The following is a 12,693-nucleotide window of genomic DNA, read 5'->3' as shown; positions in this document are numbered from 1 at the left end:
AGTGGCCTTAATACCACCAAAAATCACTTTGGGTCGCTTGCCTATTGAGAAAGTGAGCAACTAAAGTTAACAATATTAAACAGACTTCCTCATAGGTTGAAATAAAGAATGACTTTAAGAAAGTACCGTTATTACAGCGTTTCTTTATTCTCGACTTGTATACTGACGATGCCTCTTCTTTGCTATGGCTCTAGCCTAACCTCATCAAACACTCATTCGATTAATCGCGAAGGTGCGATTAACATTAACGCTATCGATTGGTGCCCTCAGCTATGCAATCATAAAGATCAACAAGGCTATGTCATGGATACGGTCAATGCAGTTTTCATTGATAGCCCTTATTACATAGTTTCTACCACTTATCCTTGGAGTCGCGCTATTCAAGGCGTCTTCGAAGGAAAAGCGCTCGCACTTCTCTCTCCAGCTAAAAGTGAAGCGCCTGGTCTTCGCTTTCCTAATAATCCAATCGGCGTACAGAGGATGTGCTTTTTCGCCAGTCGTTCATCGTCTTGGCAATATGAAGGATTAGAGTCGCTTGAAGGGTTGCGTATTGGTATCGCTTACGATACCTCAATCGCCGAATTGAATGATTACGTCACTCACAATAAAGGTCAGTTTAGCTTCTTTCCTTATGATGATGACTTTATTACACGTAATTTAAATATGGTAAAACAAGAGAGACTCGACACCTTCCTTTTTACTTATAACTCAACCATGTACACGATTGCACAATTAGGTATGGGTGAAGAGATAAAATCAGCAGGCTGTGTCTCAGCAGAAGCGATTTATATGGCTTTCAGTCCCGATCCGGAACAAGCAGAAAAGGTAGATAAGTTAATAGAGTATTTTGATACAAAGATGGGAGAATTACGAAAAACAGATGCAATAGATACGATTATGAAAAAGTATGGGTTGATAGATTGGCAGCCCTATCTATAACAATAGAATGCCTAAAAAACCCAGCCAGAAACCAAACATTCACCTTCTACAAACAAGCAACATATTCCAACACAAAAAGTGACACAAAAAATATAAAACTCGTTTATTCAAAGACTTAGAAAGCCCATTTAAGTTCATTTTTTGTCGTTAGCCTCAGCGGTCATTCAACTGAATAATACCCACGAAAAAATCAATAACGACACCAATTAATCTGAACCTCTGAGGTACACCCAATGAGCACGACTCTCGAATCCAACAACCAAGAAATTACCGGCAAAACAAAATGGCTGAGCTTAGGTATTCTTATTCTAGCTCAACTAGGAACGATGCTAGATAACAGCGGTTTCGCTGTTGCTACGGAAGCACTAATCTCACAACTTGGCGCTACCATGCCAGAAATCCAATTTGCTAACGCTATGTACCCGCTGATTGCTGGTGCGGGTATGGTTGTTGGTGGCCTTACAGGTCTATTCATAGGCTGGGGCCGTCAACTTCGATTAGGTGCACTTCTACTTGCTGCTTCTGCTTTGATTGCAGCATTTGCTCCTAATATGGACGTGCTAATTTTTGGTGGTCGTGTAGCAGCTGGTCTTGGTGCGGTATTCTTAGTACCTTCAATCCTTGCGCACGTTGCAGGCCTATACCAAGGTAAAGACCAAGCAATCGCGTTTGCTGGTATCGCTGGTGCCGTAGGTCTTGCAACAGCTGTTGTTCCTCTAGCAATGGGGGCGGCACTTGACGCATTTGGTTTTACTCCTTCATTTATGGGTGTTACCGCTTACTTCATCATTGTGTTCCTAGCGACATTCAAGCTAGATGCAATGCCTAAAACGAAGTTCGAAGGTAAATTCGACCTAGTCGGCGTAATCCTTTCTTCTACTGGTCTACTAGCAACAATCGTTGGTCTACTTAAGATTTCTGAGTGGGGCCTAATTGCACCAATTTCAGACACTAGCATCATGGGTATTTCACCTGCACTTCCGCTAGTTGCATTCGGCGCAATCACACTGTTCATTCTAATGAAGTGGGAAAAGAGCTTCGAAGCGAAACACGGTACAGCACTTATTCCATCGACGTTTGTTAAGAACAAGCAAGTACTTATCGGTCTTTACCTGTGTGCTATCGTATTCCTAATGTTCGGTTCTCTGTTCATTAACATCGCTTATGTTCAAGTTGTTGGTGGTGCTTCTGCAATGGCCGCAGGTCTTCTTATGACTATGTTCGCTGTTGGTATGATTATTGGTACCGTTGTTGCTCCGGCTAAAATGGCTAACATGACTGTTCGTTCAGTTTGTCTACTAGGCTTCGCTATCTCATTCGTTGGTCTGGTTATCGCTACATTTGGCTTTACTGAATCAGGTGTTAACCCGCTACAACATGCTGGCCTAGCTATCTTTGGTTTTGGTGTTGGTCTTCTTATGACTCAAGCGTCTATCACAGTAACAAGCGCTCTAGAGCAGCGTGATGCTGAGCAATCTGGTGGTATCCAAGCAACTTCGCGTAACGTAGGTCAAGCATTTGGTGTAGCGGTACTGGGTTCTGTGCTTATGTTCTCACTTACAGGTGAAATCAAAGACAACGTAACAAACCACGCTGCGCTATCGGCTGAAACAAAAGAAGCAGTACTTGCTATCCCTGCTCTACCGTTTACAAGCACGACTGATTTTGAACTTTTACTTGCTGAAGTAACTGAAAGCAAAGAAGAAGCAAATATCATCCTTGCCATTAACTCAGAAGCTCGTCATAGCTCAGCAATCAAAACAATGTTTGCTCTTATGCTTATCGTAGCGTCTGGCCTAGTGATTTGTCGTGGTCTTCCGCGTAAATCTCTGATGCAGAACAAAGCGTAGTGATGCGGTAACCACAGCCCAAAGCTTTAAAGGCTATGCAGTTCAAGTTAATCCCTATCACAATGTGGTAGGGATTTTTTCTATCAAACGATTCTCCTAGCCTTTGATTGCATCCTCGAACAACGCATCAATCTAAAGTGCTCTCCATCCACTTAAACATCATTGATGCCTGTTAATACACTAGGTTGAGCGAGATCCATCAGCAATCGAAAGCACGCCTCCACTGCGTGACTCCCTATCAAACATGCCTAACCGTTAGCCTCAGTATAAAGGTTTAACACTCATCAGAAACCTTCGATTTATGTTGGCACAGAGCCATAAAAATTCATCAATAGGCTTCTTTTACGCGTAAATACGATTAAAAACATTCAGTAATCAACGAAAGATAACCATAAGCACCCTCAAAAGAAAACACGCTAAGCCATTGTAATCAGGCAAGTTAATAATGATAAAATATGACTTAGATTTTGTCTCATTAGTTTGGTTTCCCAACTCATTTCATATCGTTAGTATCCAATCGTACTTTGAAATCCAATACACAGACGGCTGAAGAACTATAGATTCTCAACGGATCAGTTCACAACCAATAAATTTAGTGACCAGCATAAGCGATATCGACAATGCCTATTAAATTTTTCAAGAAACTATTCGCATCAAATAATGAGCAAAGCTCATCACCTATTCATCAAGTGGAGACTTCTACAATGCCTAATCAATCCCTATTTTTTGGCGGCTCAATCATTACAATGAACGACGATCAACCAACGGTTGAAGCGCTTTTAGTTGAAAATGGTAAAATCACCGAAACAGGCAATAAAGACGCACTAGTCGCACAGTATCCAAATGCCACAATGGTTGACCTAGAAGGTCAAACTTTGATGCCGAGTTTCATTGAGAATCACTCTCACATTCTACTTTGTGCAAACATGGAACAAATGACTGACCTAAGCTTCTTCAAGTATCAGGTTCAAGAAGAGATGATGGCTGCTTTCCGTGCGATGACACCAAACAAAGACGGTTGGTTGATGGGTATCGGTTGGGATGTGAAAAAACAGGCTATCCCTACACTTGCTGAAATCGATGCAGCACACCCTGACCTACCAATGTTTATCACAATGCAAGGTCACGGCGGTTGGTTAAACAGCAAAGCGTTTGAAGAGCTAGGCATTACTCAAGAGAGCGAAGCTCCACAAAACTCTCAATATGTAAAAGACGCTGACGGCGAATTTACAGGTATGATTTTAGGTCAAGCCGCTGTTATGCAAGCTTACAAAGGAACATTCCCTGCCCCGTTAGCTGAAGACGTTGTAGCGGTATCTGCGAAGTACGCAGAAGAAGGTATCACAACAGCTTCTGATCTTATGATCATGGCACCAAAGAACTTAGCGACGATGGTTGAAGCGTCAAAAGACGAGCAGTTTAAAGTTCGTATCGTTGGCGGTATTGTTAACAACTTCCCTGAATTCCCTCAAGTCATCAGCCAAAAAGATGAATACAAAACGGACAAGTTCCGCATTGGCTTCCTAAAAGCATTTACTGACGGTTCAGTTCAGGGCGGCAATGCATCAACGGCAATTGAATACCAAAACGAAGAATTCAAGAACATGCCTCGTCCTCTTTGGGGAACACAAGATATGTTCAACCAAACAGCTCAAGCGGCTACCCAACTAGGCGTAGACTTCATATTCCACGCAAATGGTGAATTAGCACTTGAAGCAGCACTTGATGCAGTAGAACACGCACGTAACTCTGCAAAAGAAAATGGTATTGATGTTTCAAACTTCATCTCATGCGCGCACCACCTGTCGCTAACAACTCCTAGCCAATTCGAACGTATGGTTGAGCTAAATACCCGCCCAAGCTTCATCATGGGACACCTATACTGGACTGGCGGTCAAATCATTCACGATTATTTCAAAGCAGATGATCTTCACCACACATTTAAAGTAAAAACAGCTATCGAGAAAGGTCTGCGCCCGACTCTACACAACGATGCGCCTGTTACTCCAACCAAACCTTGGCAGTCAATTAAAGCAGCCGTCACTCGTGAAACATACTCTGGTGACGTTCTAAACGCTGAAGAAGCTATTTCAGTAGAGCAAGCTCTAAAAGGCTACACAATTTGGGCTGCTGAGCAGTTTAAAATGGAAGCTGATCACGGCTCTCTAGAAGTTGGTAAAGTTGCTGACATGATTATTGTTGATAAGAACCCGCTAAGCATTGAAGCTAACGACCTTGATACTGTTAAAGTTCAGGCGACTTACATGCAAGGTGAAGTTACTTACAAAGCGTAATAGACCGCTAGACAGCATGTAAAAGTCACATGCAAGTAAGATAATTAAAATCCCAGCCTCATTACGGTTGGGATTTTTTTGGGTTTTATTCACATGTAACGACTACAGGGTGATTAATTATACGAGTACTTTCTATCTTCTATCTTCTATCTTCTATCTTCTATCTTCTCGTTTTGCTTATCGTACATCACACAAGACTAGTCACTTTATTTCTCATGTATAGCTTATTTTTATATTAGTCGATTACAAGCCGTAGATATAAAAAAGCACCGCATCAAACGACTGCAGTGCTTTCCTATCACTTCAATTTATGGCGACATTACGACGCCTGTAATCGATGGCTTTTTACCGTTCACGTTTAAGTACAACTCGAAGCTTCTCTCCAAAACCCAACTTCAAGTACAAAAACATTTCATCATTGCTAATCGACCAAGCCGTTCCACTAATTAATGTCCCCTGTGCTGGTAGATCTCGCCCAATATAATCTTCTAATTGCGCTTTATCGGAATAACTAGGATTTAACAGTGAAAATATCAGCTCTTCGTCATTTCTCTCAATAATCATAACGTCGACAGTAATGTTACCCTTTAACACGTCACTACCGTCGTCAATTGAACTTAGACTAGAAATGAGTCTCGCACTCTCGTTACTCGCGTTATCAACGATGAGTTGCATGTCAATTTCGATTTCGCGTTCTGGATATTGCACAACGGTGCTACCAGTCCAAATACCCAGATGAGGCTTTGTTGGCGTATACGTTATTTTTTGTACAAACATACCCATAGCAGCGAAAATCAGCCAAAGAGCAACAACAATAATATACTTAAACTTCATTAGCATTTTGTTGCCCCATCTTGGCTTTCACAGAGAACAATTTCATTATTGTCTTCAATATATATGGTCATGTTATTTGTACCCGCATCTCGAGAAAACACAGGTGACTGTAATTCACTTGCTGTCATCTGCTCCGCTTCGTAGGTTGTCACCTCTTTTAATTGATAGCCTTCATGGCCAATTAACATCGATATGCCATAACCAACGATAAAGGCAATAACACAACCGCTAGTGACCGCCGCTCCCCAAAATCGCTGCTTAGTTTTTGTCGTTTCTAACAGTTGTTTTACCGCGGCTGGATTTTCAAAACGCTTAAGCTGGATTTCATCACTTTTAGAAAGGCCTTTAAAATTGTGCTCACCACTATAATGTTGTGCCATAAGGTGAGGGTTAGCATTTGAATTCACATCAGTTTTCTTTTCAATCTCTACCTGATCGGGTGGCGATGATAGTAAGTACCCTTGTTTAGAAATAGTACGAATAAGAGAGCGATTATTATCTTCCAGTGATTTCCTTAATCGTTTGACGAGCTGATTGATTGTCGCATCCGTTGCGTAGGTATTTTGATACAGCTTCTCAACGATTTTTTCTCTTGACGTTACTTCAGGAAAGGTCTCAATTAAAACATTAAGTAAAGCTGACTCTTTAGAGCGTAGCTGGCATAAAGAGTCATTTTTTGAAATAACGCCAGAAGTCATTGAGTATAGATAATCACCGACTTGATATACGGGAGCTTCGAGTTTTAGTTTGGTCATATAATAATTCTATCGAATGCGATATCACATATTATTCCATTTATTTTTATTTTATTCATAAGTAATCATTGCTCCTTTGATATTCATCACGACTATAAAGGTGATTTTTTATCAAAGCAAAATAGTATTTTTTATTTATACTTCAAATGACTCTCTGACGCCTAACATGCAGCACGAGCACCCTCAAAACACCATATCACAAACCTCGTAAGCCATTGATTAAACAGAATTAAAAAATGACACAATGTGACTTACATTATGTCCGATTAGTTTCCTTTAATGAATTCACACGCAGGAATAATATGAGTGTGTGATTCATATAACAGTCAAAAAATAAGGGTAACCTATGACCGACTCTACAAAGAAAGAAGCAAAGCAAAACATGGCGAGCACGCCAGAAGAAATGGTAAAAATTCTTGCTAACGTATCATTTTTGAAACCAGAAGAATTGTCACAACGTGTTCAAGCGCTTCATGAAGGCCACTTTCCGACTCTTTCTATGGATGAAAGCCCTAGACCATACCTTGATGCAAGTGAAGACCCTCGTGGTGATATCAACGCTGATGACATTGAAGCATTCGCTATGAAGCTTGTTGATATCTCAAAGAAATCTCGTGAAGATGGCAACATTCTTTGGGGCCGTATTCAAGGTACAAAATACGAAGCAGAAGCACAGACTCTTGTTGCTGATACTCTACGCTCATACGGCGTTGAAGATGTGCGTGAAGACTTTTTCCCTATCCGTAATGCACAATGGGAACCTACTAAGAACGAACTAACGGTTATTGCTTCTAACTCTTTAGAAGAAGGCGAAACCGAACACAACTTCGAATACGCAGTTACTCCTTTCCCTTCTGGTTTAACGCCTGAAGCTGGTATTGAAGCTGAAGTTGTTTACGTTGGTCAAGGCACTGCTGCTGAGCTAAACGGTCGCAACCTTGATGGTAAAATAGTTTTACTACAATGCGATTTCTCAGCTGGCGGCCCAATGTACTCAACGGGTCGTACTGCATACTCTCGCATTGCGGCTGGTACGTACGGTGCTCCTGCAGGTATCGTTGCATGGTGGACCCTACCTGGTTCTAAGCAAACAGCAACACGTATTGGCGCTATGGGCGGCGGTGACAGTGTTGGTGAAGCTCTACCGTGGATCTCTATTGGTTACGACGATGGTTTATACCTTCGTAAACTAATCGATCGCCAAACAGCAGAAGAGCCAGTTAAGCTACGTATGTGTGTTCAAGGTAAGATGGAAGATGGCCGTCACCGTAATTCATCAAACGTTTATGGCTTTATTCCTGGTACAACAGGTAAGTCAGTTGTGATGACATTCCACACGGATTCATACTTCTACGGTTTGCACGACAATGCTGGTACCGCTGCAATGGTAATGGCAGCTGCTAAGCACTATGCGAAGCGTCCTCTTGAGCAACGTGGCCACGGCTTAGTTGTCCTTTCAGTTGGCGATCACGAACACCCAGGTGTTGGTGCTACCGATAAGTTCATTGAGCAAAACCACGAATTCGTACGTGATGAAATGCTAATGGTACTTCGCCCTGAAAAGTTAGGTCTTATCGCACTAACTAAAGAAGGTCCAATCCAGAGTAAGAGTAACCAAGCAATCCCTGCAATGCAGATGATTACTAACAAAGCTCCATTACTTCTTAATGTATTCGAGCAAGCAGTAAACACCTACGCTCTTCCAACAGCAGATTTTTACTATCAAGATCCTGCTGCAGATGAGACTCACTTCCACCCACCGTTTACTAAGTTTAATGACTTAGATGCAATTTCGACGGGTTGGGCGATTTCGAGCTACTCTTACCACTCAACGATTGATTACGATATGGGCCTAATTAGCTTTAAGCTTTTAGAGAAGTACGCTCGTGCACATATCTTCATCATTGATGCATTAGCGGATGCAACTAAAGAAGACATTAAGAAAGATGGCCATGAACTGCCTACTAAATCTATCTACTCTTCTGACCTATTCAAGTACTTTTACGGTAACTTCTAAACCTGTCGTCTGAATAGCGTTTCAATAATATAAGGCTGCCACTTTTGGTGGCCTTTCTCGTTTTAATAACACTAAGAGATAATTGAGGTGTGTAGCCAGCCAACAATAGTAAACGCCAATGTGTTAGTGGCAATGGGCTGTAAATCGTCCAAATGCCCTTTTATATGTGAGTCATTGATACAAGTGAATCAACACCAAAAAAGCTTATCCACATTAATATTCCTTTTCATAAATTCAAACACACCGTTCAATCATTGATGGTACGAAACGAAAACCCATAATAAGCTGTGGTATCTGATCAAGTATTTTAAAATTAGCAGTACTCCCCTCTAGAATTAGAGTATGCAACCAGAATCAGTTCATTACAGTTATTTTAACAATCATACAATTAGTTACGATTAACTCCTTCAACCTCTGAATTATTATCTCCCTTCCCTTCATGTCATAACAACTCTAATCCCTTGATTTATATTGACATAAAAGCAACAAAAAGTGACTTATCTTTTGTTGCTTTAGGTTTGTTTCGTACGTATTACAGCAACGGTAATATCGCCTTGTTTTCAATCTGCATCTGACTATTTGATCACATCTATTTGTCTTCTCTTGTCAGGTAAGTATAAAAAATCCAAGGTGAATAAAAATGAAAAAGATATATCTAGCAGCCCTACCTCTTACTCTATGTATGAACCAAGCAGTGGCTACAGAAGGCGAAGAGGTTCAAGATATGTCAAACCCTCTAGCTGTATACACGCAAGGCGGTATCGGTTTTAGTAATAAAGGCGTTAACCTAAAAGTCGGCGCAACTTACACGACTGGTGTAGACACTGAGATGGGCATGAACATCTTAGAAATAAAAGGATTTGCTGGTGATATTCTGGGCTGGGATGGCTCTAGCAAGCGTAATGACACAGTAGACTCTATTCGCTACCGTGATTTCGTGGTTGACCTAACGAACGGTCGTGGCACACAACTAGACATCGCTTACTCAACGTCTTCTGACGCAAATGGCGGCGCAGCCGAAACAGGTACGGCTTCTTACTCAATGATTCAAGCGCTTCCTGCTCTTGGCCCTGTAAGCTTCTTCCCACTTGCTGGTGCTGGTTTGATGTTTGGTAACAACCTAGATGAAAAAGGCCTGACCAACAGCAATGGCTACTCCATTCCTGGTGCATTTGGCGTTGTCGGCATGTACACCAAAATAACTGTAACTGATAAGATTTGGTTAAACTTCAACCCAATGTACATGCAAACCTTGTCTGGTTCAGACATGTTTAAAGACTACGCATTTGCGGGTGATGACAGCATCTTAACGCATGAGTTCACAGCTTCGTACCAAATTCAACCTCGCTTCAATGTTCGTTACTTTGCAAACTGGAACGAGCATGTTGATTTTGCAGATGGTGACCACCGAGTAGAGTTTAACTACCAATTCTAATCTACCTAAAAAGCTGGCCTATGTGGCCAGCTTTTTTCAATTTTGGCTTTAATAAAAATGCATAAATACATTGTACGTGACAAAAATCGATTTCTTGTTCAGTTTTAAAACTGAGGTGGATTATTACCTATGACTGATATTATTTATAAAAATAAAACTCTACTACTCTTCTCTCTCTGCTTGGCGCAATTTAGTTTAGCGTCTGACATAGCAACCTTCTCGATTGCCACTAGCGCTCTCATGTCTCACTTCAACGCCAATGGTAACGACCTAAAAACTGCCGGTGCGGTATACCCGCTAATAGGCGCATCATTCATGCTCATTTGTAGCATGATAGGGTTATTCATTGGCTGGCGACGCCTACTCATTTTCGGTTTCTTTATTGGGTGTATATCTACTGCTTGCCTTTTATTAGCCCCATCTGTTGAATTCTTAATCTACGTTGCTCGTCCCTTATCTGGGCTGGCAGGCGCATCTATTCTCCCAGCGGCTCTTGCACTGGTTATCGGACACTACTCCCCCAAAGAACGCGCTGTGATATTCGGCTCAATGGCCGCAGCTACGGGAGTTGCCGCGGCATTAATCCCTTTAGCTTCCGGCTGGCTATTTGATACATTCAGCTGGAGAAGCGGTTTTTATCTTCAAATGGCGGTATATCTTGTTGGCTTACTTTGCTCGACCTTTTGGATCCCACCGCTATTTAACGCGAAACCAAAAAGATTCGACTACTTTGGAGCCCTGTTATGCTCGAGTAGTTTAATCTTGATTGTGTGTGCATTGTTGGCGATACCAAACTGGGGACTGATTACCAATTCATCTAGTTATAATTTGCCTCAAGTTTTTGGTTCCATTAGCCCTGCTCTTTTAATGTTATTCGTTGGTTTGGTCGTGTTTTCACTCTTCTTACTTCACGAGCTTAAATTTGAACAACGATATGGCACCGCTTTATTACCTATCTCTTGGTTAAAAGAGAAAGAGTTATTGAAGGGATTAAGCCTATTACTGATTATGTACTCTATTTTCGGTGGGTTTAACTTCTCTGTTGTTGCTTACCTGCAAATAGCCGCTGATTTGTCCGCCATTAAGACTGGTTCAATCATTTTAGTTTTCGCTGTTGCGATGATAATGTCCTCAGTCGTCGCTCCTATTGCTTTCAAAAATCAACTGCCAAAATTTTTATGTGCTATTGGCTTTGGTCTATTTTTTGTTGGTAGTTATTTGCTGAAAATTTCAACTAGCGAAGGTGACATATCTTCAGTGATCTACCTAGCGATGAGCATTTGTGGAATGGGCATTGGTATTCTTTCTTCTCAAACTCCAATTGTTATTACTCAAGCTATTGGAGAGAAAGGGGCTGCACAATCAGGAGGAATACAGGCTACAACGCGCAACATAGGGCTTGCCTTAGGTATTGCTGTGGTGGCTGGCTCTGGGCAAGCAATGCTTGAGAATCACGTTAGAGAACAAATCAGCGATAATCAGCACGTATCGGAGTCCGTTCAACACTTAGTGCTTGAAGCCAAATCAATTCCCTACGCTAATGACCTAATGGTGATCGAGTATTTTCAAAAATTGGGGACTGAAAATGACGAGATTAATACGATAGTTGCAATTAATAATGATTCAAGAAACCTCAACTTCACCACCTCAAATAGAGCTATGTTGATACTCGCTATTCTCGGAGTATTGATTTCACTAAGGTTGTCTCAAAGTGCTTCAAAAGAGATAGACCTCATTAAAACGACAAGTTAAGCCCTATTAATAAAATCGACAGAAACTAAAAAGGAGTGCATATGCACTCCTTATTCATATCGATCTATAGCTTAGTCGCCAAGCGACACGTCACTCTTAGGCTATAAAAAGACCACGCTATGCGTGGTCAATTGATCAGCTACTTCTCAACTTTAATGTTTTCAACACGGGCTTTTAGTTTTTGTCCCGGTCTAAATGTAACAACACGTCGAGCAGTAATAGGAATGTCTTCGCCAGTTTTAGGATTTCGACCCGGACGTTCACTTTTGTCTCGTAGATCAAAATTACCAAAACCAGACAGCTTTACCTGCTCGCCACTTTCGAGTGCCTTTCGAACTTCTTCAAAAAACACTTCAACCGTTTCCTTGGCATCCCGTTTACTGTATCCAAGTTTTTCAAACAGGTTCTCAGCCAAATCGGCCTTTGTGAGCGCCATAAAACTCCCCTTAAAGCTATGTTTAACATTGCTGCTATGTGCAGCGCCAAAGCATTTTGCCTAGCCAATCAACAACATATCGGCTTTACCTTGGAAAGTGTATGCCAAGCTTCTGATTTTCGCCAACTTTTTTATAACTCGATCATAAGACAAACTAGTTTAAGTCACGTTAACCGCTCAACACAAAAGAATTAAATACCAAAATGGACATAAAAACACGAACAATAAAGAATAAAACACCAGAACAAAACAACCAAACAGACCAATGTGCCATTTCGGTAAAATTAAGTTTTTTTGCATTTTTTTGAACTAAAAGGACAGATTCCGTTAAAAATTAGCACCTTAGTAGTATCTGCATTTTAACTTTAACTTATTAATAAT

General features: G+C 41.2%; 9 protein-coding genes. 6 read left to right on the top strand and 3 right to left on the bottom strand.

Going from position 1 to position 12,693, the window contains the following annotated elements:
• The first annotated feature begins 108 nt into the window (after positions 1 to 108).
• The 3 genes from L4D20_RS20095 to L4D20_RS20085 all read left to right on the top strand — a co-directional run bounded on the left by L4D20_RS20095 (position 109) and on the right by L4D20_RS20085 (position 5,083).
• Entirely contained in the window at positions 109 to 939 is an 831-nt protein-coding gene (locus tag L4D20_RS20095) for a substrate-binding periplasmic protein (protein WP_428803369.1), read from the top strand.
• Between the two features lie 233 nt (positions 940 to 1,172).
• Positions 1,173 to 2,789, top strand: a complete 1,617-nt coding sequence (locus L4D20_RS20090) for an MFS transporter (protein ID WP_428803368.1) — start codon at positions 1,173 to 1,175, stop codon at positions 2,787 to 2,789.
• A gap of 704 nt (positions 2,790 to 3,493) precedes the next feature.
• Positions 3,494 to 5,083: an amidohydrolase gene (locus L4D20_RS20085; protein ID WP_428803367.1), complete on the top strand. Its 1,590-nt coding sequence runs from the start codon at positions 3,494 to 3,496 to the stop codon at positions 5,081 to 5,083.
• Between the two features lie 345 nt (positions 5,084 to 5,428).
• Here the strand turns inward: L4D20_RS20085 and L4D20_RS20080 are convergent, their stop codons facing one another.
• Positions 5,429 to 5,923, bottom strand: coding sequence for a hypothetical protein (locus L4D20_RS20080; RefSeq protein ID WP_428803366.1), 495 nt, complete (start codon positions 5,921 to 5,923; stop codon positions 5,429 to 5,431).
• Entirely contained in the window at positions 5,917 to 6,672 is a 756-nt protein-coding gene (locus tag L4D20_RS20075; protein ID WP_428803365.1) for a winged helix-turn-helix domain-containing protein, read from the bottom strand. Before L4D20_RS20075 ends, L4D20_RS20080 begins: the two co-directional genes overlap by 7 nt.
• A gap of 346 nt (positions 6,673 to 7,018) precedes the next feature.
• On the opposite strand from L4D20_RS20075, the gene L4D20_RS20070 reads away from it, so the two are divergent.
• The 3 genes from L4D20_RS20070 to L4D20_RS20060 all read left to right on the top strand — a co-directional run bounded on the left by L4D20_RS20070 (position 7,019) and on the right by L4D20_RS20060 (position 11,876).
• A complete protein-coding gene (locus L4D20_RS20070; protein ID WP_428803364.1) occupies positions 7,019 to 8,689 on the top strand; it encodes a zinc-binding metallopeptidase family protein in 1,671 nt (556 codons plus the stop codon).
• A 634-nt stretch (positions 8,690 to 9,323) separates the two neighbouring features.
• A complete protein-coding gene (locus L4D20_RS20065) occupies positions 9,324 to 10,124 on the top strand; it encodes a hypothetical protein (RefSeq protein ID WP_428803428.1) in 801 nt (266 codons plus the stop codon).
• 129 nt (positions 10,125 to 10,253) lie between these two features.
• Positions 10,254 to 11,876: an MFS transporter gene (locus L4D20_RS20060; RefSeq protein WP_428803363.1), complete on the top strand. Its 1,623-nt coding sequence runs from the start codon at positions 10,254 to 10,256 to the stop codon at positions 11,874 to 11,876.
• A gap of 139 nt (positions 11,877 to 12,015) precedes the next feature.
• Here the strand turns inward: L4D20_RS20060 and ihfA are convergent, their stop codons facing one another.
• The gene (ihfA, locus tag L4D20_RS20055; protein ID WP_102405695.1) at positions 12,016 to 12,312 is read right to left on the bottom strand and encodes an integration host factor subunit alpha; all 297 of its coding nucleotides are present in this window, start codon (positions 12,310 to 12,312) and stop codon (positions 12,016 to 12,018) included.
• Positions 12,313 to 12,693: the final 381 nt, after the last annotated feature.

The organism is Vibrio kyushuensis (genome assembly GCF_050337325.1).
Lineage (GTDB): Bacteria > Pseudomonadota > Gammaproteobacteria > Enterobacterales > Vibrionaceae > Vibrio > Vibrio kyushuensis.
Note: the sequence above shows the minus strand (reverse complement) of the source record. Positions and strands in the feature narration are given on the sequence as shown.

Bases quoted from the DNA above. Each gene is read 5' to 3' on its own strand.
- L4D20_RS20095 (WP_428803369.1), top strand. From the start codon at position 109: ATGACTTTAAGAAAGTACCGTTATTACAGCGTTTCTTTATTCTCGACT.
- L4D20_RS20090 (WP_428803368.1), top strand. From the start codon at position 1,173: ATGAGCACGACTCTCGAATCCAACAACCAAGAAATTACCGGCAAAACA.
- L4D20_RS20085 (WP_428803367.1), top strand. From the start codon at position 3,494: ATGCCTAATCAATCCCTATTTTTTGGCGGCTCAATCATTACAATGAAC.
- L4D20_RS20080 (WP_428803366.1), bottom strand. From the start codon at position 5,923: ATGCTAATGAAGTTTAAGTATATTATTGTTGTTGCTCTTTGGCTGATT.
- L4D20_RS20075 (WP_428803365.1), bottom strand. From the start codon at position 6,672: ATGACCAAACTAAAACTCGAAGCTCCCGTATATCAAGTCGGTGATTAT.
- L4D20_RS20070 (WP_428803364.1), top strand. From the start codon at position 7,019: ATGACCGACTCTACAAAGAAAGAAGCAAAGCAAAACATGGCGAGCACG.
- L4D20_RS20060 (WP_428803363.1), top strand. From the start codon at position 10,254: ATGACTGATATTATTTATAAAAATAAAACTCTACTACTCTTCTCTCTC.
- ihfA (WP_102405695.1), bottom strand. From the start codon at position 12,312: ATGGCGCTCACAAAGGCCGATTTGGCTGAGAACCTGTTTGAAAAACTT.